This is a genomic window from Actinoallomurus sp. CA-150999 (assembly GCF_050942425.1).
Lineage (GTDB): Bacteria > Actinomycetota > Actinomycetes > Streptosporangiales > Streptosporangiaceae > Actinoallomurus.
Genome location: NZ_CP192063.1, coordinates 2,436,791 through 2,460,932, shown reverse-complemented (window position 1 = coordinate 2,460,932; position 24,142 = coordinate 2,436,791). Strand labels below are relative to the sequence as shown.

General features: G+C 70.8%; 20 protein-coding genes. 9 read left to right on the top strand and 11 right to left on the bottom strand.

The genetic code is table 11. The annotated features are described in order from the left end of the window. Positions 1-41 precede the first annotated feature (41 nt). Entirely contained in the window at positions 42-956 is a 915-nt protein-coding gene (locus ACQP2O_RS11725) for a thiamine-phosphate kinase (RefSeq protein ID WP_433190994.1), read from the bottom strand. A 61-nt stretch (positions 957-1,017) separates the two neighbouring features. On the opposite strand from ACQP2O_RS11725, the gene ACQP2O_RS11720 reads away from it, so the two are divergent. Beyond that, the gene (locus ACQP2O_RS11720) at positions 1,018-1,251 is read left to right on the top strand and encodes an Lrp/AsnC family transcriptional regulator (protein ID WP_345443810.1); all 234 of its coding nucleotides are present in this window, start codon (positions 1,018-1,020) and stop codon (positions 1,249-1,251) included. 14 nt (positions 1,252-1,265) lie between these two features. Then, positions 1,266-1,787 carry a DUF3515 domain-containing protein gene (locus ACQP2O_RS11715; protein WP_433182781.1) on the top strand — a complete coding sequence of 174 codons (522 nt, stop codon included), beginning with the start codon at positions 1,266-1,268 and terminating at the stop codon, positions 1,785-1,787. Positions 1,788-1,796: 9 nt separating this feature from the next. Here the strand turns inward: ACQP2O_RS11715 and ACQP2O_RS11710 are convergent, their stop codons facing one another. The 7 genes from ACQP2O_RS11710 to ACQP2O_RS11680 all read right to left on the bottom strand — a co-directional run bounded on the left by ACQP2O_RS11710 (position 1,797) and on the right by ACQP2O_RS11680 (position 11,864). Next, positions 1,797-2,660, bottom strand: coding sequence for a LysR family transcriptional regulator (locus tag ACQP2O_RS11710; RefSeq protein ID WP_433182778.1), 864 nt, complete (start codon positions 2,658-2,660; stop codon positions 1,797-1,799). A gap of 198 nt (positions 2,661-2,858) precedes the next feature. Then, the gene (locus ACQP2O_RS11705) at positions 2,859-5,210 is read right to left on the bottom strand and encodes a glycoside hydrolase family 65 protein (protein WP_433182775.1); all 2,352 of its coding nucleotides are present in this window, start codon (positions 5,208-5,210) and stop codon (positions 2,859-2,861) included. Continuing rightward, complete coding sequence (locus ACQP2O_RS11700; RefSeq protein WP_433182772.1) at positions 5,207-5,968, bottom strand: HAD family hydrolase; 762 nt, start codon at positions 5,966-5,968, stop codon at positions 5,207-5,209. The genes ACQP2O_RS11705 and ACQP2O_RS11700 overlap by 4 nt, the downstream gene beginning before the upstream one ends. Before the next feature lie 149 nt (positions 5,969-6,117). Then, positions 6,118-7,146, bottom strand: a complete 1,029-nt coding sequence (locus tag ACQP2O_RS11695; RefSeq protein WP_433182769.1) for an ABC transporter permease — start codon at positions 7,144-7,146, stop codon at positions 6,118-6,120. Then, entirely contained in the window at positions 7,143-8,660 is a 1,518-nt protein-coding gene (locus tag ACQP2O_RS11690; RefSeq protein ID WP_433182766.1) for a sugar ABC transporter ATP-binding protein, read from the bottom strand. The genes ACQP2O_RS11695 and ACQP2O_RS11690 overlap by 4 nt, the downstream gene beginning before the upstream one ends. A 54-nt stretch (positions 8,661-8,714) precedes the next feature. Further along, entirely contained in the window at positions 8,715-10,721 is a 2,007-nt protein-coding gene (locus tag ACQP2O_RS11685; protein ID WP_433182763.1) for an NPCBM/NEW2 domain-containing protein, read from the bottom strand. Positions 10,722-10,823: 102 nt separating this feature from the next. Next, entirely contained in the window at positions 10,824-11,864 is a 1,041-nt protein-coding gene (locus tag ACQP2O_RS11680; RefSeq protein WP_433182760.1) for a substrate-binding domain-containing protein, read from the bottom strand. Positions 11,865-12,052: 188 nt separating this feature from the next. Here ACQP2O_RS11680 and ACQP2O_RS11675 point away from each other — a divergent pair, with 188 nt between their 5' ends. Next, positions 12,053-12,856: a DeoR/GlpR family DNA-binding transcription regulator gene (locus ACQP2O_RS11675; protein ID WP_433182757.1), complete on the top strand. Its 804-nt coding sequence runs from the start codon at positions 12,053-12,055 to the stop codon at positions 12,854-12,856. Positions 12,857-12,952: 96 nt separating this feature from the next. On the opposite strand, the gene ACQP2O_RS11670 is transcribed toward ACQP2O_RS11675, so the two are convergent. Continuing rightward, complete coding sequence (locus ACQP2O_RS11670; RefSeq protein ID WP_433182754.1) at positions 12,953-15,283, bottom strand: ATP-binding protein; 2,331 nt, start codon at positions 15,281-15,283, stop codon at positions 12,953-12,955. Between the two features lie 501 nt (positions 15,284-15,784). Between ACQP2O_RS11670 and mtlA the strand changes: the two genes are divergently transcribed. After that, positions 15,785-16,909: a mannitol-specific PTS transporter subunit IIC gene (mtlA, locus tag ACQP2O_RS11665; RefSeq protein WP_433182751.1), complete on the top strand. Its 1,125-nt coding sequence runs from the start codon at positions 15,785-15,787 to the stop codon at positions 16,907-16,909. On the opposite strand, the gene ACQP2O_RS11660 is transcribed toward mtlA, so the two are convergent. After that, the gene (locus ACQP2O_RS11660; protein WP_433182748.1) at positions 16,896-17,657 is read right to left on the bottom strand and encodes a DeoR/GlpR family DNA-binding transcription regulator; all 762 of its coding nucleotides are present in this window, start codon (positions 17,655-17,657) and stop codon (positions 16,896-16,898) included. The two genes, mtlA and ACQP2O_RS11660, sit on opposite strands and share 14 nt — an antisense overlap. A 258-nt stretch (positions 17,658-17,915) precedes the next feature. On the opposite strand from ACQP2O_RS11660, the gene ACQP2O_RS11655 reads away from it, so the two are divergent. Genes ACQP2O_RS11655 through ACQP2O_RS11635 form a run of 5 tightly spaced genes read left to right on the top strand, consistent with a single transcriptional unit; the run spans position 17,916 to position 23,290 of the window. Next, complete coding sequence (locus ACQP2O_RS11655; RefSeq protein WP_433182745.1) at positions 17,916-19,211, top strand: ABC transporter substrate-binding protein; 1,296 nt, start codon at positions 17,916-17,918, stop codon at positions 19,209-19,211. Between the two features lies 1 nt (position 19,212). Next, a complete protein-coding gene (locus ACQP2O_RS11650) occupies positions 19,213-20,154 on the top strand; it encodes a carbohydrate ABC transporter permease (protein ID WP_433182742.1) in 942 nt (313 codons plus the stop codon). Then, a complete protein-coding gene (locus ACQP2O_RS11645) occupies positions 20,151-20,969 on the top strand; it encodes a carbohydrate ABC transporter permease (RefSeq protein ID WP_433182739.1) in 819 nt (272 codons plus the stop codon). The genes ACQP2O_RS11650 and ACQP2O_RS11645 overlap by 4 nt, the downstream gene beginning before the upstream one ends. Continuing rightward, positions 20,950-22,227, top strand: coding sequence for a glycoside hydrolase family 36 protein (locus ACQP2O_RS11640; RefSeq protein ID WP_433182736.1), 1,278 nt, complete (start codon positions 20,950-20,952; stop codon positions 22,225-22,227). The genes ACQP2O_RS11645 and ACQP2O_RS11640 overlap by 20 nt, the downstream gene beginning before the upstream one ends. Before the next feature lie 58 nt (positions 22,228-22,285). Next, positions 22,286-23,290 (top strand): hypothetical protein, encoded by a 1,005-nt coding sequence (locus ACQP2O_RS11635; protein WP_433182733.1) that lies wholly within the window; start codon positions 22,286-22,288, stop codon positions 23,288-23,290. On the opposite strand, the gene ACQP2O_RS11630 is transcribed toward ACQP2O_RS11635, so the two are convergent. After that, on the bottom strand, positions 23,274-24,119 hold the full coding sequence (locus ACQP2O_RS11630) for an oxidoreductase (RefSeq protein ID WP_433190992.1): 846 nt from the start codon (positions 24,117-24,119) through the stop codon (positions 23,274-23,276). The two genes, ACQP2O_RS11635 and ACQP2O_RS11630, sit on opposite strands and share 17 nt — an antisense overlap. Positions 24,120-24,142: the final 23 nt, after the last annotated feature.

Below are 24,142 nucleotides of genomic sequence, written 5' to 3'. Positions count from 1 at the left end.
ATGCCTACCAGACCGCCGATGCGATCAGCGACAACTCACCGCTACGACAGGCGAAAATGGTCCCAGCCGCCAGGGCCGTATGTCTTTCCGTCGACTACCACCTCGGCGGGTCCCTCGACCACCCGGCCGATCGTCCGCCACTCGGGAGGCAGCGTCACTCCTCGCGGAAACGTCGCCGCGAAGGCGTGGTCCTCACCGCCCGTGAGCGCCAGCCGCAGGCCGTCCGGCATGGGCGGGACCGGTACGGCCGCGCCGTCGATCTCGATCCGGACCCCGGAGGCGTCGGCGACGTGCCCGAGGTCCTGGACGAGGCCGTCACTCACGTCGAGCATCGCGGTCGCCCCGAGCTCCCGGGCCCGCAGCCCCGTGGCGTACGGCGGCCGTGGGCGCCGGTGCGCGTCGATCAGGTCGGCCGGCTCCCGCCGCCCCTCGGACAGCAGCTCCACGCCCGCTGCGGCGTGTCCCAGGCGGCCCGCGACCGCGACGACGTCGCCGGGCCGCGCGCCGGAACGGGTGAGCGCCGGACCGTCCAGGGCGCCGAGCGCGGTGACCGCGAGCAGGACCGTCTCGCCGCGGACGATGTCGCCTCCGGCGACCGACGCCCCGACCTGCGCGCACTCGTCGCGCAGTCCGTCGCACAACCCGTCGACCCACTCCAGCGGGATGTCCGGCGGAGCACCGAACCCGAGCAGCAGCGCGGTCGGCCGGGCGCCCATCGCCACGACGTCCGCGAGGTTCTGCGCGGCGGCCTTGCGCCCGATGTCGTACGGCGGTGACCAGTCGCGGCGGAAGTGACGCCCTTCGAGGAGCAGATCGGTCGTCGCGACGACGCGTCCTCCCGGGGCGCGCACGATGGCGGCGTCGTCCCCCGGCCCCAGTTCGACCTCGGGCCCGTGGCCCAGACGTGCGACGATTCGAGCGATCAACCCGAACTCGCCGAGTTCCCCGATGGTGATGACCCACCTCCGATCAAGACACGATACGGTTACCGCTGACGGCAGCTTCAGGGAGGACGTGATGGTGCAGGCCTACATCCTCATCCAGACCGAGGTCGGCAAGGCTGCCGACGTGGCCCGCGAGATCTCTGGCATCGCCGGGGTCACCCTCGCCGAGGACGTCACCGGGCCGTACGACGTCATCGTCCGCGCCACGGCCAACAACGTCGACGAGCTCGGCAGGCTCGTCGTCGCGCAGATCCAGTCCGTCGAGGGGATCACACGGACCCTGACCTGCCCCATCGTCCACATCTGACTCCAGTGCCCTCCTTGCTGCCAGTCTGCACCACCGAACCTTCGCTGGCGGCGGACGGTCCACCCGCGCGGCGGATCCGCTGGGCGCTCCCGGTCGTTGCGACGCTGTCGATATTCGCGGCCGGGTGCGGGGCGGGCGAGGTCGAGGTGCCCGTTCCCCATCCGCCGGCGTCGGCCGTGTCCCTGTGCCGTGCGCTGCGCGACCGGCTGCCCCAGCGCCTGCACGGGCTGAAACGCCGGGACACCACACCGCGCTCGCCCTACGTCGCCGCCTGGGGGTCTCCGGCGATCGCGGTGCGCTGTGGCGTTCCGCGGCCGACCGGGCTGCAGAATCTCACGGCCCAACTCGCCGTGATCAACGGAGTGTCCTGGCTGCCGCAGCCGCCGGACCGCCCGGTGACGTTCACCGCCGTCGGCCGACACGCGTACGTCGAGGTGACGGTGCCGGGGAAGTACACCCCGCCGGGCGACGTGCTGAACGAGCTCACCGGCCCGATCAAGGCGACGATCCCCGCCAACTCCGACGCCACCCTGTAGCGGCGTCCCTCACAGGCCGATGTGCCGCGCCGCGGCGACGAGCGCCGGGAGGGCGCCTCCGGCCTCGCGGCGCCACAGCAGCACCACCTCGATGGGCGGCATGGGTTCGAGGATCGGCCGGAACACCACGCCCGGCGGGACCTGCGCCGCCGGCCGGACGCACAGGGTGTAGCCCTCGCCCGCCGCGACGAGCGCGGGGACCAGGTCGTGGCCGAACGCGGCCGGGCCGAACCTCGGGTGCAGGCCGCGCCCGACGAACTGGTCGACGAAGTGCGCCGCCTCGGCCGTCCTCGGCAGGATCAGCGGCTGTTCGGCCAGGTCGGTGAGGGAGAGGGCGTCCCGGCCGGCGAGCGCGTGGCCGCGTGGCAGCAGCGCCCGGATCGGGGCCCGGTGGACGACCAGGCGGGAGACCTCCTCGGCGGCCGGTGCCGGCCGGTAGCCGAGCCCCGCCTGTATCTCGTCCTGGACGATCTGTGTGACCTGCTCGGCGGTGCGCATCCGGGCCATTCGCACGCGGACGTCGGGGGCGAGGCCGCGCAGACCGGCGAGGATCGCCCGTACGACGTCGGAGAGCCCGTCAGCGACCGCCAGCCGCAGCCCGCCGACGTCTCCCGCCACCGCGTCGGCCACCGCCGTGAGCGCCTCGTCGAAGACGCCGAGCACACTCTCCGCGTGCGCGGCGAAGACCTCGCCGACGGGGGTGAGCCGCATGCCGCGCGCGGTCCGCTCGAACAGCGGCGCGCCCACCTCACGCTCGACGATGCCGAGTTGCTGGGAGAGGGTCGGCTGCGCGACGCTCAGCAGCTGGGCGGCGCGGCGCACGCTCCCGGTCTGGGCGACGGCGAGGACGTACCGCATCTGACGCACGTCCACGCGCTCCCCTTCCCCGCCCCAGTGACGATGATCACATAGATCCGGTGGTTCCTCTACCTGGCCGTCTCTCGGCCACGCGCGGATTCCAGTCTGGGATCCGGCGAGGGTAGGCCCCCTACCGTTCCGGGATCCGGCCAGGGCGGGCCCCTGGCAGGCACCGGTCAGGACGGCCCCCTGGCAGGCGCCCGTCAGGGGCCCCTACCGGGCGGTCTTGTCGCGGCGGGCCGGTTCCCGGCCGGGTGGCTGGGCGGGGGCGGGTCGGGACGGCGGCGGGGGGACGTCCATCCGGACGGCGCCGCCGTTCAGGTTCACCGGCTGCCCGTGGTGCTCGATCTGCAGCGGGTCGCCGCCCAGGAGCTCGTACACCGTCTCGTCGTGGGTGATGGTGACGCGCAGGCGCCGGCCGCGGAACCTCATCCGGAACGCCAGCCGTGAGATGCCCGGAGGCAGCCGGGGCGCGAAGCACAGCCGCGCGGTGTACTGGCGCATCCCGCCGAACCCGGCGACGAGGGCGTTCCAGGCGCCCGCGAGGGAGGCGATGTGCAGCCCGTCGCGCGTGTTGTGCTCCAGGTCGCGCAGGTCCATCAGGGCGGCCTCGCCGAGGTAGTCGTGGGCGAGTTCGAGATGGCCGGTCTCGGCCGCCATGACCGCCTGGGTGCAGGCCGACAGTGAGGAGTCGCGCACCGTCAGGCCCTCGTAGTACACGAAGTTGCGGAGCTTCTGGTCGTCCGTGAACGCGTCTCCGCGCAGGTGCAGGGCCAGCACGAGGTCGGCCTGCTTGACGACCTGTTTGCGGTAGATGTCGAAGTACGGATAGTTGAGCAGCAGCGGGTAGTGGTCGGACGGGGTGTTCTCGAAGTCCCACCGCGCGTGGTGGGTGAAGCCCTCGTTCTGCGGGTGCACCTCGAGCCGCTTGTCCCAGGGGATGACGACGGCGGCCGCGGCGTCGCGCCACTCCGCCGTCTCCTCCTCGGTGACGCCCATCCGGCGCGCCTGCTCGGGGTACTGCTCGGCCCGGTCCGCGGCGGCCTGGAGGTTCCGCTGGGCCATGAGGTTCGTGTAGACGTTGTTGTCGACGATGGCGCTGTACTCGTCCGGGCCGGTGACGCCGTCGATGCGGAATCTCCCCTTGGCGTCGTGGTGGCCGAGGCTGCGCCACAGCCGCGCGGTCTCCACGAGGAGTTCGAGCCCGACGTCGCGGGCGAAGTCCTCGTCCGCCGTGGCGTCGATGTAGCGGATGACGGCGTCGGCGATGGCCGCGTTGATGTGGAACGCCGCCGTGCCGGCCGGCCAGTATCCGGAGCACTCCTGACCGGCGATCGTCCGCCAGGGGAACGCGGCGCCGCGCAGCCCCAGCTGCTCGGCCCGTTCCTTGGCCAGGTCGAGCGTCGAGTGCCGCCAGCGCAGCGCGTCCGCGGCGGCCTCCGGGCGGGTGTAGGTCAGCGGCGGCAGCACGAACATCTCGGTGTCCCAGAACGTGTGGCCGTCGTAGCCGGGGCCGGTCAGGCCCTTCGACGGGATCGGGCGGCGCTCGGCGCGGGCGCCGGCCTGCAGGGTGTGGAACAGGCCGAACCGCACGGCCTGCTGGACCTCGGCGTCGCCGTCCAGCTCGACGTCGGCGCCCGCCCAGAAGTCGTCGAGGAACTCCCGCTGTTCCCGTACGAGCCCGTCCCAGCCGGTCATCTTCGCGGCGGCCAGCGCGGCGATCACCTGGTCGTGCACGGCGGGCCGCGAGCGGCGGCTGGACCAGCCGTAGGCGAGGTACTTGACGAGGCACAGCCGCTCGCCCGGTTGCAGGCGGGTGGCCACCGTGTAGCGGCAGACGTCCTCGAAGCCGTCCATGGTCACCGTGTGCTCGGGGCCCTCGATCTCGTGGCCCATCGCCGCGCCGACGCGCAGGTCGCTGTGGCGGGTGCGGTGCACCATGACGGCGGTGTCCTTGTCGGCGACCGACTCCTCGCCGACGAGCGGGGACTCCAGCCGTCCGGCCATCCGCGGGTCCTTCCCCATGTCGGGCAGGGACTCGTTGGCGACCAGCTCGGACTGCACGACGACGCGCACCGGCCGGTCGACCGCCTCGACCTCGTAGTGGATCGCGGCGACGCCCCGTTGCACCAGCGAGACCATCCGGACGGTGCGGATGCGCACCGAGTCCCCGGCCGGGGACGTCCACTCGACGTTCCGGGTGAGGGTGCCCTCCCGGAAGTCGAGCACCCGCTCATGGGAGCGCAGTTCGCCGTAGCGGACGTCGAACGGCTCGTCCTCGACGAGCAGCCGGAACAGCTTGCCGTTGGTGACGTTGATGACCGTCTGGCCCGACTCGGGGTAGCCGTAACCGGCCTCGGCGTACGGCAGCGGCCGCAGCTCGTAGACGGAGTTGAGGTAGGTGCCGGGCAGCCCGTGCGGCTCGCCCTCTTCGAGGTTCCCGCGCAGGCCGATGTGCCCGTTGGACAGCGCGAACACCGACTCGCTCTGCGCCAGCATGTCCAGGTCCAGGGTCTGTTCCCGGACGCACCACGGTTCGACCGTGTAGGCGGTCTGCCGGATCATGCGCCCTCCCGTCCGTCCCGCGCGCCGTCGCCGCCCAGGAGCTCCTCCAGATCCTTGACGACGCGGTCCGCGCCGTGTGCCGTCAGCTCGGCGGCCTGGCCGATCCGGTCGACGCCGACGACGAACCCGAAGCCGCCCGCGCGGCCGGCCTGCACGCCGGCGAGCGCGTCCTCGAACACCACCGCCTGGGACGGCGGCACGCCGAGTGCCTCGGCCCCGGCGAGGAACATGTCGGGTGCCGGTTTGCCCGCCAGCCCGCGCTCCTGGGCGGTCAGCCCGTCGACGCGCGCGTCGAACAGGCCGCCGATGCCGGCGGCGTCGAGGACCTGCGCGGTGTTGGCGCTGGACGACACGACCGCGGTCGGCAGGCCGGCCTCGCGGGCGGCCTGGACGTAGCGGACCGACCCGGGGTAGACCTCGACGCCGTCCTCGGCGAGCCTGCGCAGGACGAGGTCGTTCTTCCGCTTGCCGAGGCCCTGGATCGTCGGGGCGCCCGGCGGGTCGTGCGGCGAGCCTTCGGGCAGCGTGATGCCGCGCGACTCCAGGAACGACCGGGTCCCGTCCTCCCGGCGCTTGCCGTCGACGTACTCGTCGTACTCCTTGACCGGGTCGAACGGCCGGTACGACGGTCCCTCACGCTCCCGGAGGAACTCGTCGAACATCTCCTTCCACGCCGCGGCGTGCACCGTGGCGGTGCGGGTCAGCACCCCGTCCATGTCGAACAGCAGGGCCGTGACCCCGTCGGGCAGTCCGAGCATGTGTCTTCCTCCCGCGATCGGCGATGACACATGCGTACCCCATGCCCCCGGGATAAGCGCGGCTGGGGGCGGATCGGCTAAGGAGGCCGACCGCCCGCGGCTGGGACGGATCAGGTGGGCAGGGCCGACCGTCCGCGGCCGGGGGCGGGTCAGGTGGGCAGGCCGACCGCCCGCTCGCCCGTACGGCGCTGCTGGATGATGACCGCGATCACAAGCAGGGCGCCCTGGGCGACGTTCTGCCAGAAAGTGTTGACGCCGACGACGTTGAGGCCGTTGTTGAGGGCGCCGAGCAGCAGGACGGCCAGCAGGGTGCCCGCGACCCCGCCCTTGCCGCCCTTCAGCGCCGCGCCGCCGAGCGCGGCCGCCGTGATCGACTGCAGTTCCAGGCCCTCGCTGCCGCTGGTGGGCTGCCCGGAGCCGGTCCGGGCGGTGAGGATGATGCCCGCGAGCGCGGCGATGATCCCGGCCAGCGCGTACACCGCGATCAGGTACTTGTTGATGTTGATCCCGGCCAGCCGCGCGGCGGTGTCGTTGCCGCCGATGGCGTAGATGTTCCGCCCGACGTCGGTGTACTTGAGCATCAGGTGGATCAACAGCGCGACCACCAGGAGGATGCAGACCTGCACCGGCAGCCCGGCGATCCGGCCGCGCGCGATGAAGATGAACAGGTCGTCGCCGAGGACGAAGCCCTGCGCGCGGCCGCCGGAGATCAGCTGGGCGACGCCCTTGTACGCGGCGAGGGTGGCCAGTGTCGCGATCACCGGGTTGACGCGGCCGTACACGATGACGAGGCCGTTGACGAGGCCGGCCACGATTCCGACGCCGATCGCGGCGGCGATGCCGAGGAAGGGGTTGTGCCCGGTCGACATGAACGCCATCGCGGAGATCACCGAGGCGATGCCGGCCTGGGAGCCGACGGAGATGTCCATCGCGCCGCAGATGATGACGACGGTCTGGACGACCGCCAGGAGCCCGGCGACGGTGGCCGCCTCGCCGATGACCTGGACGTTGGACCAGGTCAGGTAGCCGGAGTTCAGGAACGCGAAGATGGCGACGACGACGATGAGGGCGGCGACCAGGCTGATGTTCTGGGGGCCGATCGCGGCGAGGATCCGGCGAGGCACCCCGTCCCTGGGCTCGGCGTCCACCGGCTCGCGGGCAGCGGTCGTCCTGGTCATGCTGGTCCTTCCTGGACGGTCGTGGACAGGTCCTCGGCCATGGCGAGTTCGAGGATGGCCTCCTCGGTGGCGTCGGCGCGGTCGAGTTCGCCGGTGACGCGGCCGTTCTGCATGACGATGACGCGGTCGGCCAGCCCCAGCACCTCGGGGAGCTCGGAGGAGATGACGAGGATGGCCACGCCGGAGCGGGCGAGGTCGTCGATGAGGTGGTAGATCTCGGCCTTGGCGCCGACGTCGATGCCGCGCGTGGGCTCGTCGAGGATCAGCACCTTCGGCTTGCGGGCGAGCCAGCGCGCCAGGACGACCTTCTGCTGGTTGCCGCCGGACAGCTTGCGCACCTCGTGTTCGATGCCGGGGGTGCGGACGTTCAGCCGGTCGACGTACTCCCGGGTGAGGCGGCGCTCCTCGGCGCGCCGGACGAACCGGAAGCGACGCAGCCGGTCGAGCACCGCGAGGGAGGTGTTGTCGCGCACCGAGCGCTCCAGGAGGAGGGCCTGTGCCTTGCGCTCCTCCGGGGCGTACCCCATGCCGGCTCGTACGGCGTCGCGGGGCTGGCGGAGGCGTACGGGCCGGCCGGCGACGCGCACCTGCCCGGAGCGGATCGGCAGATCGCCGACGATCGCGCCGGCCAGCTCGGACCGGCCGGCGCCGACCAGTCCGGCCAGGGCGACGACCTCGCCCGCCCGTACGGTGAGGCCGACGTCCCGGACGTCGTCGGTGGTGACCGCGTCGACCTCGAGGACGACCTCGTCGGTGGCGCTGTGCTCGCGGGCGAACATGGCCGACAGGTCGCGGCCCACCATCATCCGGACGATCTCGGCCTCGTCGGTCCGGTCGACGTCGCGGACGCCGACCAGCCCGCCGTCGCGCAGGACGGCGATGCGGTCGGCGATCCGGAAGATCTCCTGCATCCGGTGGGAGACGTAGACGACCGCGAGTCCCTGTTCCCGCAGCCGCCGGATCAGCGCGAACAGCGCCTCCACCTCGTTCTCCGACAGGGAGGAGGTCGGCTCGTCGAAGGCGATGACCTTCGCGTCGGTGGTGAGGGCGCGGAGGATCTCCACGAGCTGCCGCTGCGCGGGCGTGAGGTGCGAGCCGAGGGCGTCGGGGTCGAGGACGCGCTCGAAGCCGAGGCGCCGGAGGTCCTCCCGGACGCGGGCGCGCAGCCCCGCCCGGTCGAACGCCCGGCCGGCCCTGCGGGGCAGCGCGCCGAGGTAGACGTTCTCGGCCACCGAGACGTGCGGCACGATCTCGGGCTCCTGCGGGATCACCCGGATGCCGGCGCGCCGGGCGTCGGCGGGGGCGTGCAGGGCGAACGGCGCGTCGTCGAGGATCACCTGCCCGCCGTCCGGCAGGTAGTCGCCGTTGATGATCTTGATGAGGGTGGACTTCCCCGCGCCGTTCTCGCCCATGAGGGCGGTGACGGCGCCGCCGGGGAAGTCCAGCGTGACGTCGTCCAGGGCGCGCACCCCGGCGAATCGCTTTCCGATGCCCACGGCGCGCAACTCCGTCATGCGGCCTCCTCGGCCGGTGAGGCGGGGCGGCCCGCAGGCCACCCCGCCGGATGGTCAGGTGCAGGTGATGCGGGCGTCCGCCCAGTCGGCGTGGTCACTGTCGTTCCCGTTGCCGCCGTCGGTGACGATGAGGCGGACGAAGCTCGCCCCGCCGACGTCGGCGCTCAGGTGCGCGGCCGGGTCGGCGGTCGTGAGCAGGCCGCTGTCGGCGACCTTGGTGCCGTCGGCCCAGATCTCGAAGGTCACCGAGCCGTTGGTCGTCTTCTCGTCGTCCACGCCGACGTCGGCCGCAACGGACGTGCATTGCTTCGCGGCGTAGTACTCGATGGTGCTCGGCGCGTGCGCGCCCAGGCCCTTCTTGTAGACGGCGCCGTTGATGGTGATCGGGTGGCCGTCGCCGGCCGCCTTCTCACCGTTGCTGGTGTCCTTCTCCACCGGCCCCCAGCCGTTCGACGCGCGCACCCAGGGCAGGTCGCTCAGGTACGTGGTCCCGGACGGCGGGGTCGTCAGCTTCAGCACGGTCGCCTGGACCGTGGACTCGGCCGAGGCCCCCGCGTACGTGGTCCTCGCCGTCAGGTCGTACGCGCCGACGGCGGCGTCCTGCGGCGGGGTGACGGTCCAGGACGTGCTGAAGGACCGGTCGGTGCCGAGGGCCGGCGTGCTCCGCCGGGACGCGGCCCGTACGGTCCAGCCGTCCGGCGCGGTGAGACCGCTGCGGACCGCGAGCGCGGGCAGCCGCCCGGCGTTGGTCGCCGTCGTCGTCACGGTGACCGGTGTGCCAGGCTGCACGATCGGCAGTGCGCCGGGGTAGGCCACCGGCAGGCCGACGCCGACGTCCACGGCCGGCGGGTGCAGGGCCCACCTACGGTCGGCCGAGACCCGGAGCAGAACGGTCCCGTGCGCGGGAACCGTCGCGGCCAGTGTCCCGGCCGTCTCGCGGGTCGTGTGCGCCCACAGGTCGCGGACCGTGTAGCCGGGGGCGGCGGGCAGGCCGACCGCCGTCGCCGAGGTGCCGATCCGCTGTGGCGCGTCGGACTCGTTGAACAGCGCGACGGCCCGGTCGCCGTTCTTCAGCGGCTTGACGAACACGTCGCGGCCGCCGTCGGTGCCGATGGGCGCGCCCTGGACGCCGAGCGGGTCCTGGTCGACCGCGATGACCTCACGGTTGGTGAGGATCTTCATGGTGGCGGCCGACGCCTTGCGCAGGTCGCTGCCGATCAGCAGCGGCGCGGCCATCACCGACCAGAGGCTGAAGTGCGAGCGGTACTCGATGTCGGTCATGCCGCCGTTGCCGACCTCGAGCATGTCCGGATCGTTCCAGTGGCCGGGCCCGGCGTACGAGGCGAGCGCCATGTTCTGGTGGACGATCGACAGCATCGAGGAGTACGAGTCGGAGATGTCGCCGGTGGTGCGCCAGGAGTTGCCGACGTCCTTGGCCCACGTCCACGGCTTGTTCTCGCCCCACTCGCACATCGAGAACAGGATCGGCCGGCCCGTGGCGGCCAGCGCGTCACGCATCGCGGTGTAGCGCTTGACCGCGTCGACGCCCTGGTTGTTGCAGTTGTCGTACTTCAGGTAGTCCACGCCCCAGGACGCCCACAGCTTCGCGTCCTGCTGCTCGTGGCCCAGCGAGCCGGGCATCGTCTGCGCGCAGGTCAGCGTGCCGGCGCTGGTGTAGAGGCCGAACTTCAGCCCCTTGGAGTGGACGTAGTCGGCGAGCGTCTTGATGCCGTTCGGGAACCTCGTGTGGTTCGGGACGTAGTCGCCGTTCGCGTCGCGGTCCTTCTCGGCCCAGCAGTCGTCGAGGTTGACGTACTGGTATCCGGCGTCCTTGAGCCCCGAGGACACGAACAGGTCGGCGATGCCCTTGACCATGTCCTCGTTGAAGTCGGCGCCGCAGTGCGTGGCGTTCCAGTTGTTGAACCCCATCTGCGGGGTCCGGGCCAGGCCGTTCTCGAGCGCCGCGGCCGGTGGTGCGGAGGTGAGGGTGAGCGTCACGGCGGACGCGGCGCTCACCGCGAGTGCGGCGAGGGCGGAGGTGAGGGATCGGACGGTGCGCATTCTCGTCTCCTCTGGGGGGGTGGGGGTGCGCACGGAGGGGCGGCACGGCGTGGCGGCGCCGCACCGCCCCGGACCGGCGGGAAGCCGGTCACGTCAGTGGGGTCAGGTGCATTTCACGCCGGACTGCCGCCAGTTCGTCGGGTCGACCATCTTGGTGGGGGCGAACGCCTCCTGCGGCATGGCCTTGCCGTTCCGGAGGTAGTCGACCATCGTCTGGACGGCGAGCCCGCCGACGTCGTAGCCGTTGATGAACAGCGCGGCCTTCATCCCGGTCTGCTTGCCGGAACCCCAGTCCTTGCAGGCGAGGTACGCGCCGAGGCCGACGCCGTCGATGTCGGCGGCCTTGTACCCGGCGTTCTGGATGGCGTTGACGGCGCCGGAGACGTTCTCGTCGTTGCAGCCCCAGACCACCCAGTGCTTGACCGAGCGGTTCCCGGACACGGCCGCCGCGGTCTTGGACTGGGCGTCGGGCGGGGTGTTGTCGGTGCCGACCTTGACGACGCGCACCTTCGTCCCGGCCGCCTGCTCGAACGCCGACTGCGCCGCGACGACCCGGTCGGTGCACACCGTCACGTCCTGCTTCCAGGCGGCGATGATCGCGGTGTCGGCCGCCTTCCACCCCGCCTTCTTGAACTCCTCGCCGGCGCGCTGCCCGACCTGGGTGCCCATCTGGGTGCCGGAGAAGCCGACGCGGGGCGCGAGCTGGTCCTTGGGGCACTTCGACGGGTCGGTGCCGGTCTTGCAGATCTGGTCGTCGCTGGACAGCAGGGCCACCTTGGCGGCGGCGGCCGTCTGCACGATCTGGGGGCCGACGGCCGGGTCCGGCGGGACGATGATCACGCCGGTCGCCTTCTGCGCGATGGCGGCCTGGGTCTCCGAGACGGCCTTGTTGGTGTCGTTGCCGAGGTTGACGACCTTGACGTCCACGTCGCCCAGCTGTTTGGCCTTGGCCTGGGCGCCCGAGGCCTCATCGATGAAGTACTGCTGGTCCCCCTGCTTCTGCAGGTAGGCGATCGTGATCTTTCCGGAGACCTTCTTGCTCGCGTTGGTGGAGGTGCTCTCCTTGCCTGACGAACAGGCGGTAAGACCGAAGGCGACGGCGATCGCGATGAGGGCGCCGCCGAGCGTGCGTGTTCGCGCCATGCTCTGCCTTCCTTCCGGTGCTGGTCTGATCCGGTTGCCCCCGAGTTGCTGCTGAGTTACCAAGTGATTGCTTCGTACCATTGCCAACACGAACCAACAAGACTCGGTTCGGTAACATGTTGAGTGGTGTTGACATCTGTCGGTTCAGGCGGGACGCTGCCTCCGTGCCCGAGGCGTGAGGGGGGATGATGCTCGCCCAGCAGCGGCAGCAGGCCATCCTTGAGCTGGTCCAGCGGCGCGGTGGCGTCCGCGTCGCCGACCTCGTCCGCGAGTTCGGCGTCTCCGACATGACGATCCGCCGCGACCTGGAGGTCCTGTCCGAGCGCGGGCTCGTGACGAAGGTCCACGGCGGCGCGACCACGGTCGGCACCGCCTCCACCGAGGAGCCCGGCTTCGCCGCCAAGTCGGTCCGGCAGCGTCAGGAGAAGGAGGCCATCGCCCGGCGCGCCGCCCAGCTCGTACGGCCCGGCACGGCGATCGCCGTGTCCGCCGGCACCACTACGTGGACGCTCGCCAACCACCTGACCGACGTGCCCGACCTCACCGTGGTCACGAACTCGGTGCGCATCGCCGACGTGTTCTACCGCGCCGCCCGCACGGACCAGACGATCGTGCTCACCGGCGGCATCCGCACTCCCTCGGACGCGCTCGTCGGCCCCGTGGCGGTCAACGCCATCCGTTCCCTCAACGTCGACCTGCTGCTGCTGGGCGTGCACGGCATGAGCACCCGCGCCGGGTTCACCACGCCGAACCTCATGGAGGCCGAGACCGACCGGGCGATGGTCGGGTCGGCCCGCCGCCTAGCGGTCCTCGCCGACCACACCAAGTGGGGCACGGTGGGCCTCAGCACGATCGCCCGGCTGGCCGACGCCGACGTGCTCATCACCGACTCCGGGATCGGCGACGACGCCCGCAAGGGCCTGTCCGAGGCGGTCGGCGAGCTGGTCGTCGTCGACGCCGGGATCGTACGGGACGGGGAGGAATCCGGGTGAGCGGGCTCCAGGCAGGGCAGGAGGCAGCTCATGCGGGAGGACGGCCGGTCGCCGCATGAACGCCGAGGACGCCTGAAAGCCGGCCCGCCGTGACCGTCACCGCTGGGCCGTCCAGGCGCTGGCGATCTGGGTCCTGGAGGTGAAGCCCAGCTTGCGCAGGATGCGCTCGACATGGCCCTCGGCGGTGCGCTGGGCGATGACCAGCTTGCCCGCGATGTCCTTGTTGCTCATGCCCTGTGCGATCAGTTCGGCGACCTCGCGCTCCCGGCGGGTGAGCAGGGCGAAGATCCCGGTGTCCACGGCGTCGGCGCGCGGTGTCACGGCTTCGTCCAAGGCGTGGGCGAAGACGCGCTGGTGGGGACGGTTCGCCCCTCGGGCGTACGCGACGGAGAAGTTCTCGTCGCCGCAGGCCCGCTGGAGCCGTCGCTCGTATCCGTCGTGAGCCTCCGAAAGGTAGCCGGGGATCGGAACCCCGGCCGACCGCCAGAGAGTACGGGCGGCGCCCAGCAGTTCGGCGGCGCGTGTGTGCCGCCCCTCGTCCGCCGCGGTCCAGGCGAGGACCTCGACGCAGTGGGCGCCGGCCAAGTGATCGTCCTCGGCCGCGCCCAACCGCAGTCCATTGCGGATCAGCACCGCGGCCTCCTGAGCGTGACCGCGCCGCCACCTCTCGAGGCCGCAGAGCCACAGGGCGTACGACTGTGACCAGCGTGCGTCGTCCTCGCACAGCGCCAGGCATTCGTTGGACAGGCTCCGTGAACGCTCCTCGCCCATCAGCACGGCGGCGACCGCCAGGTGGAAGAGCGCGGTCCAGGACCGCCCCCGATCGCCGATCGCGCGGTGGCCGGCCCGCGCACGCTCCAGCAGCGCGGACGCGCGCGGCAGGTCGTTCTCCAGTAGTGCGGCCAGGCCTTTCATGTGGATCGTGCCGGCGACCTGGGCGCGGTCTCCGAGGCGCTCGGCCAGCGCGCCGGACTCTTCCAGGAGTGGCTCGGCCGCGGCGTGGTCGCCGTGCAGGAGCAGGATGCACGCTCGCGCCCACAGCGCCTTCGCGCGCGTGGCGCTCGGGCGGTTCTCCTGTCTGAGAACCCGTTCCAGCCAGCGGCACCCCTCGCTCGGCGAACCCCAGGACAGCGGAGTGCTCCAGACCGCGGCGGCGATGGGCGGGGCCGCTGACGCCTCGCCCGGCTCGGTCAGGCAGAACTCCAGCGCGGTGTGGATGTCGGCCTGCTCGTCCCGGATCCGGCCGAGCCACGTCATCTGGCGCTCGCCGAACCATTCGGTCTCCGCGAGTGCCGCGGTCTCGGCACACCAGTCGCGGTGCCGCCGTCGCACCGCGTGCTCCTGACCGGATTCGGCGAGGCGCTCGCGCCCGTACTGCCGCATCGTCTTCAGCAGCCGATACCGTACGTTGCCGTCGCATGCCTCGCGGTGCAGAATCGACTTCCCGACCAGCCCGACGATCGCCTCCAGGATGGTCTCCTCCGGCAGATCCTCACCGGAGCACACCCGCTCGGCCGCCTCCAGGTCACATCCGTCGGCGAACACCGACAGCCGTGCCCACAGGGTTCGTTCCGCGGGCGAACACAGGTCATGGCTCCAGTCGACCAGCGCCCGGAGCGTCCGCTGACGGGGCGCGACGGCATGGCCGTCCGTGCGGAGCAGCCGGAACGGGTCGTCCAGCCGATCCAGCAACTGCTCGACCGACAGCGCTCTCATCCGCTGCGCCGCGAGCTCGATGGCCAGGGGGATCCCGTCCAGCCGCCGGCACAGCAGGGCGACGGAAGCGAGTTCCCCGGCGCCGATGGTGAGACCCGAGACGACGGCCGTCGCCCGATCGGCGAACAGCCGCATCGCCTCGTAGCGCTCGACGGCGTCCGCGGGCAGGACGTCGGCCCGGTCCGGGACCGACAGCGGCCGGATCTGGAGGACGTGCTCCCCATCGGCGCCGAGTACCTGCCGGCTGGTCGCCAGTACCCGCAGGCCGGGAGCGAACCGCAGGAGGTGGCCGACCAGGTCCACGCACTCCGGGTGCAGGTGCTCACAGTTGTCCAGGACCAACAGCAGCCGCCGATCCTTCAGCTGCTGCGCCAGCAGCACCGGTTCCGGCCGGCCCTGGCAGCCGAGGGCGTCGGCCACCGCCCAGGCCGGCGATGCCCAGCGCCCCGCCGAGGCGAGGTCGACCAACCACACCCCGTCGGGGAACGCCCGCCGGACCCCGGCGGCCACCCGCAGTGCCAGCCGGGTCTTTCCCACGCCGCCGACCCCGACGAGCGTCACCAACCGGCTGACGGACAGCAGCCGCTTCCCTTCGGCGAGCTCGTGTCGGCGACCGATGAAGCTCGTCACCTCGGCCGGCAGATTCCCCGCCGACGCGGTCCTCGTGTCCGCGCCCGGTCGCGAGACGGCCGGGCCGCAGCGATCAGTCATCAATCCCGCCACCTCGTACGGCCGGGGCTCGGAGGATCATGAGGGCCTCCAATGCGATCCAGGGCCTGCGTGACGACTCCCCCGCGAGGCGGGCAGCCGACACACGTTGGTATATGTCCGATTTATTTCTGTTTCTAATTAGATTACGCCCGGTCGCGTGAGATTCGGTCAACCGACCAGACCCGCAATAGGGCCGATCCGCACCGTGTCTTGAGGAAACCGTTACCGCTGTTTGCCCGTTCCGCCGCGATGGCCCGCGGACAGGGGACGCGGGCGCCATCCGACCAGGTCGGACGCTGCTCCCCCGCGCTTGAGAGCCGACCCGAGCCGAGTATCTTCGAGGTCATCGGAGCCCCCGGGCGAGCGGAACCGCCGGGGCGCCCTCATACGTGATCGGTCGGCCGTCCCGGCATTACGGTCGGCGCGTCACGTCCGGACCTCGGCCGGTCACTCATCGGGCGATTTCCTGTTACGCGGATCTTGAAGCACCCGGAGGCCGTTATGGCCGACATCTACACTCCGGCGGTCACCGGTACCGGGGTGAAGGCCCAGATTCAGCGTCTGGGTGGTTATCTGGCCGGGATGGTGATGCCCAACATCGGGGCGTTCATCGCCTGGGGCCTGATCACCGCCCTGTTCATTCCGACCGGCTGGCTGCCCGACAAACAGTTCGCCGCCCTGGTCGACCCGATCATCACCCTGCTCCTACCGGTCCTCATCGGCTACACCGGCGGCCGGATGGTCCACGGCCAGCGCGGCGCCGTCGTCGGTGCGGTCGCCACCGTCGGCGTCGTCGTCGGCGCCAAGATCCCGATGTTCCTCGGCGCGATGATCCTCGGCCCGCTCGCCGCCTACGTGCTGAAGAAGGTCGACGAATTCACCGCCGACCGCACCAAATCCGGCTTCGAGATGCTGGTGGACAACTTCACCGCCGGAATCATCGGCGGAGCCGCCGCCGTCTTCGGCGTCTGGGGCGTCGCCCCCATCGTCCGCACCATCACCTCAGCCGCCGGCCACGGCGTCGAATGGCTCATCCACCACCACCTCCTCCCCCTCGCCTCCGTCCTGATCGAACCCGCCAAAGTCCTGTTCCTCAACAACGCCGTCAACCACGGCGTCCTGGGCCCCCTCGGCGTCGCCGAAGCCGTCAACCACGGCAAGTCGATCCTGTTCATGCTCGAATCCAACCCCGGCCCCGGCCTCGGCGTCCTCCTCGCCTACCTCCTCTTCGGCCCCAAGGCGCTACGGCCGAGCGTCCCCGCCGCCATCGTCATCCAATTCCTCGGCGGCATCCACGAGATCTACTTCCCCTACGTCCTGATGAAACCCCGCCTCATCCTCGCCTCCATCGCCGGCGGCGCCGCGGGCATCGGAACCTTCATGATCACCGGCGCCGGCCTGGTCGCCGTGGCCTCGCCGGGCAGCATCCTTGCCTATGCGGCCATGACGCCGAAGGGCGATTGGTCCGGCGTCTTCGCCGGTGTGTTCATCAGCGCGGCGGTCTCCTTCGCGGTCGGCTCGGCGCTGCTGGGCTTCGGCCGGCTCGCCGGAGACTTCTCCCTCGCGGGCCGTACCGAGGGGGCCGTGGCCGGGTATTGGACGCCGCGGCACGTCACACGCGAATGACCTCCGGGCCCTCCGCGGCCAGTTCGGCAGCCAGTTCGGCGGCCAGGCCGGTGTCGGTGATCAAGACGCTGACGTCGGCCAGAGCGGCGAACCGGGCCACGTAGTCATTTCCGATCTTGGTGTGGTCCAGCAGCACGACGCTGCGGCCGGCGGCCTTGATCATGGCTTCTTTGACCGCGGCCTCGGCCGGATCCGGGGTGGTCAGTCCGGCTTCGGCCGAGCAGCCGTTGGTGCCGATGAACGCCACGTCGACGCGCAGCCGACCCAACGGCCGCATCGCCCAGTCGCCGACCGTCGCCAGCGTGCGGCCGCGGACCCGCCCGCCCAGCATGATCACGTTCACGTTGGAGCGCGTCGCCAGGACGGTCGCCAGCGGGGGTGAGTTGACGACCACGGTCAGTTCGAGATCGACAGGTAGCACCTGGACGAGGCGCCGGGTGGTGGAGCCGGCGTCGATGATGATCGAGCCGCCGGCGGGCAGCTCGGCGAGCGCGGCCTTGGCGATGCGTTCCTTCTCGGTCGTCATCACCTCGTCGCGGGCGGCGAGGGCGGGTTCGACGCTCAGGCGTTCGACCGCGATCGCGCCGCCGTACACGCGGCGCAGGGCGCCCGCGCGTTCCAGGACGGTCAGGTCGCGGCGGATGGTCTCCATCGTGACGCCGATGTCCTCGGCCAGGCTGACGACGTCGACCCGACCCGCCTGGCGTGTGCGGTGAAGGATCTCTCGCTGGCGCTCCGCGGCGTACATCCGAACCTCCTCCCCGACCATCGTCCCGCAGGTGGCCCGGGCCGGTGGTCGTGACGAACGCCGAGCGACCGTACGCGGCCTAATTGAGCAGGGACCTTTCCAATAACCCTTGACACTGACCCGCGCCACAAGTAGGAAGTGGTCCTACCAATAAGTGTCAAGGCGCGAATCCGGCGAGCTTTTCTGGGCGGAGCGGGGTCTAGAGGTCGGACGTCTCGGCCCCTTTCGCTGTCCTGGCGGCGCGAGAAGGGTGACGTAGTGAAGAGAATCATCGCGCTGGGGACGGCGGCCATGCTCGCCGTCGCCGCGATGACCGGATGCTCGGTCAAGGACGACTCCGGCGGTGGCGGGGGCAAGGGCAAGAAGCAGATCACGTTCCTGGTGTTCGAGACGCCGAACCAGACCCCGCAGGTCTGGGACGCGGCGATCAAGCGGATCACCGACAAGTACCCCGACATCTCGGTGAAGAAGCTGGTCTCGCCGACGCAGGACCGCACGGCGTACGCCAAGCAGCTGCTCACCTCCGGGCAGCTCCCCGACGTGATGATCGCCGTCTCGCCGGCCGGGTTCGCCGAGTCCGGCAACCTGTACGCCTGGCAGCCGAACGAGCTGACGAACTTCAGCTACCCGGGCAACGGCGCGGTGAACGGCAAGATCTACCAGCTCCCGGCCAACAGCCAGACGATCCCGGTCGTCTACTTCAACAAGGGCCTGTTCGCCAAGGCCGGCATCGCCACCCCGCCGAAGACGTACGGCGAGATGATGACCGACGCGGCGAAGCTCAAGGCCAAGGGCATCACGCCGTTCGTGGTCGGCGGCGGCAAGGACATCCACGACGCGCTCGGCCCGACGTTCGCCGGCATCCTCGGCACGGACCTGTACGCCAAGAACCCGAACTGGATGCACGATCGCCGCGCGGGCAAGGTGAAGTTCACCGACCCGGACTACGTGAAGGCCGCCGGCAAGCTCGCCGACCTCGCGTCCAAGGGCTACATCGACAAGCGGATGCTGTCGCAGGACTACGCCGCGACCCAGTCGGCGTTCCTGGCCGGCAAGGGCGCGATGTACGCGATGGGCAACTGGTTCGCCGCGGCGGCCGACGACCCGAAGACCAAGCCCTCCTTCGACATCGGGCAGTTCTTCTGGCCCTCCGACGACGGCAAGCTCGTCGTCCCGACCTTCACCGGCGGCGGCCTCCTGGTCAACGCGCACTCCAAGAACCTGGACGCGGCCAAAAAGTTCGCGCTCGCGTACCAGCTCGACAAGACCAACCTCGACGCCTCGACCAAGAACGACGGCCTCTTCCCGGCGATCAAGGGGTACACCCCGCCGGCGAACTCCGGGCCCGTCTTCAAGACCGGCTACGACATGTTCAAGCAGGCCGAGTCCCAGAACGCGGTGGTCCCGGCGTTCGGCTTCGAGGCCGGCGACGACGGCATGCTGCCCGGGGTCGCCGACCAGTGGAGCACGTCGATGGGCGACCTGGTGACGGGGCGCAAGAGCGGGGCCGACGTCGGAAAGTTCCTCGACTCCGAATGGCAGAAGGCCTCCTGACGTGGCGGTCGAAGTGGCGCGTCCGCCCACGCGGACCGGCTCGCCGGCGGCCCCCCGCCGCCGGCGGCCGGTCTGGCCGCGTGTGTGGCACTTCCTGTCCTTCGGCGCGCCGGGCGTGCTGGTCTATGTCTGCTTCGTGCTGGCGCCGATCGCCGTCAGCGTCGGCTACAGCCTGACCAACTACAACCCGTTCGGGCCGAAGACGAGGTTCGTCGGGCTGAGCAACTACAAGGACCTGTTCACGGACTCGGAGTTCCTCACCTCGCTGAAGGTCACGACGATCCTGACCCTCATCGTGGTGATCGTCCCGAACGTCCTGGGCCTGGGCGTCGCCCTCCTGCTCGACCGCCGGGGCTGGTTCTACAACGCGCTGCGCAGCGTGTTCTTCACGCCCGTCGTGCTCAGCTCCGTCGTGGTCAGCATCATCTGGACCCGCCTGCTCGCCGACGACGGCCTGATCAACCAGGCGCTGCGCGGCGTGGGCATCTCCCAGCCGCCGGGCTGGCTGTCCGACCCGTCGTACGCGCTGTACTCCGTGGGCGCGATCCTGTCCTGGCAGATGCTGGGCTTCTGCGTGGTCGTCTACCTGGCCGGGCTGCAGGGCGTTCCGCAGGAGCTGCACGAGGCCGCGCAGATCGACGGCGCCGGGCCGGTCGAGCGGTTCCGGAAGATCACCTGGCCGCTGCTGGCTCCCGCGCTGACCATCAACACGATCGTCATGCTGATCACCGGATTCAAGGCGTTCGACCACATCCAGGTGATCACGAACGGCGGTCCCGGCACCGGCACCACCGCGACGATCGCCTTCAACGTGCTGCAGACCGGCTTCAACGCGAACCGCCAGGGCTACGCGTCCGCGATGGCCGTCGTCATGCTGCTGATCGTGGCCGTCGCCTCCGCGGTCGCCCTGCGGATCCTGCAGAAGCGCGAGGTGAGCCTGTGAGGCGCTCGATCCGGCCGCTCGTCGCGACCGCCGTCGCGGCGATCTTCTTCGTGCCGCTGTACGTCGTGTGCGTCAACGTCATCAAGCCCGGCCCGAAGATCGCCAAGTCGCCGGCGTCGCTGCCGATCCCCCCGACGCTGCACAACATCACCGCCGTGCTGACCCGCCCGGACCGGCTGTTCTGGGTGAGCCTGACCAACAGCATCGTCGTCACGGCGCTGTCGATCCTCATCCTGACCGTGCTGTCGTCGATGCTCGGGCACTACCTGGCCCGCAGCAAGAGCCGGTGGGGCCGGTGGCTCACCCTGCTCCTACTGTGCGGCCTGATGATCCCGCCGCAGGTCATCCTGATCCCGATCACGCAGGTGCTGCGGTTCGCGCACCTGATGACGACGATCCAGGGCCTCGTCCTGTTCAATGTGGGCTACTACGTCCCGTTCGGGGTGTTCGTCTTCACCGGCTTCACCCGCTCGATCCCCGTCGAGCTGGAGGAGGCCGCGGCGATGGACGGCGCGGGACGATTCCAGATCTTCTGGCGCATCGTCTTCCCGCTGCTGCGCCCCGCCACCGCCAGCGTGCTGATCTTCCTCGGCGTGTGGATCTGGAACGACTTCATCGACCCCCTGGTCATCCTCGGACCGGGCCAGGGCACGACGATCACGACCGGCATCTACCGGGCCATCGGGCAGTACCAGGCCGACTTCGGCACGGTGTTCGCCCTGATGTTCCTGGCGACGCTGCCGGTGCTGATCTTCTACCTCGCACTGCAGAAGCACTTCGTGAAGGGTCTCACCGGTGGCGCGACCAAAGGTTGATCCCGAAAAGGGCCGCGTGTACGAGCACGGCTGGCAGAGCTGGAGTCCCGCGACGACGTACCCCGTCACCGGGACGAGCCACCGCCCGGTCCTTCCGGTGATGCAGACCATGTGCTGGCGCCCCGACCGCCCCGGCCCGGAGCGGGGCTTCCAGGGCGAGGGCCTGCTCGCCGTCGACCCGGGCGACGGCGGTCCCGTCCGGGTGTACGCCGCGCCCGACGGCCGTACGGAGGTCCCGTCGATCCGGGCGACGTACGCCGACGGCACTCTTCTCGTCGAGGCGGACGGCGAGATCGAGGAGACCGTCCACGAGGGGCCGATCGAGTCGGCGCTCGCCACGTGGGCGGACGGCTTCGCCGCCCGCGCGGGCGCGGGCGCGCCCCGCCGGCCGCCCACGGCGTGGTGCTCCTGGTACCACTACTTCGGCGCGGTCACCGAGGACGACGTTCTGGAGAACCTCGACGCCATCGGCGAACACGACCTGCCCATCGACGTCATCCAGATCGACGACGGCTGGCAGGCCGAGATCGGCGACTGGCTCGCCTACTCCGGCCGGTTCACCTCGCTCGAACGCCTGGCCGACCGCATCCGCCAGGCCGGACGGCGGCCCGGCATCTGGATCGCGCCGTTCCTCGTCGGCGCGCGCAGCCGCCTCTCCCGCGTCCGCCCCGACTGGCTGACCGGCGACGCCGGCCACAACTGGGACCAGGACCTGCGAGGACTCGACATCGAACGCGCCGAGGACCACCTACGGGAGGTCTTCGGGACGCTCCGGTCGTACGGCTTCGACTACTTCAAGCTCGACTTCGTGTACGCGGGGGCGCTCGGCGGTCTCGACGCCTACCGGCACGGCCTGACCGTGATCCGCGAGGCGGTCGGCCCAGAGGCGTACCTGCTCGGCTGCGGGGCGCCGATCCTGCCGAGCGTCGGCCTGGTCGACGCGATGCGCGTCTCTCCCGACGTCGACCCCGCGTACGAGCCGGCCGAAGGGGACATGTCCCGCCCGTCCCAGCGCGCCGCCACGACGACCACGGTCGGACGGGCGTGGCAGCACGGCCGCTTCTGGGTGAACGACCCGGACTGCCTGATCGCCCGCCCTGCGGTGGAACGCCGCGAGGAGTGGGCCCGCACCGTCGAACGGTACGGCGGCCTGCGCGCGTCCTCCGACCGGATCGCCGACCTCGACGACTGGGGCCTGTCCACCACCCGCCGCCTGCTGTCCGAGGTCCCCGACCCGGCCACGCCTTTCATCCGCTGATGTCGTGGCTCCGTGTTAGCCTCCGCGGACCCGAAAGTGATCATGAGCGGAGGCCCTCGTGGCGGACGTGTTCTCCCCCATCCCCGAACTCAACCTTCTCAAGGAGTACTACGACGCCCAGGACGACTTCTTCGCCAACGGCTTCGAGATGTACAAGTACGGCCAGGAGATCGAGGAGGGGCTGATCTCCTTCGCGCAGGCCAACGGCAGTGGGTCGCTGTTCGGGATCTGGCGCAAGGACGACCGCGAAGACCTGGCCACCCTGCCGGTCGTCGCCATGGGCGATGAGGGCGGGGTCCACATCATCGCCCGCGACTTCCGGGCATTCCTCCGTCTGCTCGCGTCGCTCCCGGCCGACTGCGAGCCGGACATCGACTGGGGTTCTTTCGGCCTCCGCGAGTGCGATTTGGATGAGCCGGTGGAGAACGAGCGGTTCCTCGCCTGGCTGAAGGAGACGTTCGGCATCACGCCCGCCGACGACTGGGGGACCATCGTCGATGATGCGCAGGCCGAGTTCGGAAAGGAATGGGCGGCCTGGATCCACCCGATCATGCCCGACGCGGTCTGGTCACCGGTCCACGAGCTGAACCTCCTCGAGCTGTTCAGGAACGTGGCCCGAGGTGGATTCGCGAACGGCGTCTGGCTGCTCGACGACGATGACCCCAAACGGTTGAAGAACCCTGAGCGCACCGCCGATCTGATGCCGTTCGCCTCCACCAACGAAAGCGACACGTTCTTCGCCCTGTGGCGGCTCGACGACCGCCCCGATCTCGCGGACCTGCCCATCGTCGCGCTGGGAAACACGGCGGGCGCCCACGTCGTCGCCCGCAACGTCCGGGAGTTCTACCAGCTGATCGCCGGCCTTACCGACACCGAGATCTGGTGCGACGAGACCCAGGTGGGCCTTCGCCCCTGCGAGCCTGCTCCGCAGCGCGAGATGTTCCTGTCCTGGCTGGACGAGACCTTCGGCCTGCGGCCCGCGGACGACCCGGCCGCCGTCATCGCGACCGCCCAGTCCGAACTGGGCGAACGGCTCGCGACCCGGCTCACCCGAGTTCCGTAAGATCCTCCGGGCTCGGCTTCAGCGCGGCGGCGGCGATGTTCTCCTCCAGGTGCGCCAGGGAGCCGGTGCCGGGGATCGGCAGGATGTTCGGCGACCGGGCCAGCAGCCAGGCGAGAGCGATCTGCGGCACGGTCGCCCCGTGCCGGGCGGCGATGGCCTCCAGGCGCTCGGCCGTGATCGGCTGGAAACCGCCGACCGGGAAGAACGGCACGTACGCGATGCCCGCCTCCGCGCAGGCGTCGACCAGGGGATCGTCGTCGCGCTGGGACAGGTTGTAGAGGTTCTGCACGCAGGCGATCGGCGCGATCGCGCGGGCCTGCTCGAACTCCGCGGCGGAGATGTTGGAGACGCCCAGGTGGCGGATCAGGCCCTCCTCGCGCAGCGCGAGCAGCGTCTCCAGGGGCCCCGCCAGGGATGCCTCGTCGAGGTCGCCCATCCGCAGGTTCACGACGTCCAGGCGGTCCACGCCGAGCGACCGAAGGTTCGCCTCCACGCCACGGCGCAGGTTGTCGGGCGTGAGCCCGGTCTTCTCCGCCGCGGGGAGGGCGATGTCGGAGCCCTCGACCAGCGCGCCCACCTTGGTCACGATCACCAGATCGTCCGGGTAGGGGTACAGCGCCTCCCGGATCAGCTCGTTGGCCGCCACGCCGTCACGCGCGTAGTAGTTCGAGGTGTCCAGGTGGTTCACGCCGAGCTCCACGGCCCGGCGCAGCACGGCGAGGGCCGTCTCCCGGTCCGGCCGGTCGCCCCGTGGCCAACCGGTCAGCTTCATCGTGCCGTACCCGATCCTCGCGACGCTCAGGTCGCCGCCCAGCGCCCACCGTTCCATCGTCACGTTCGACCACACTAGAC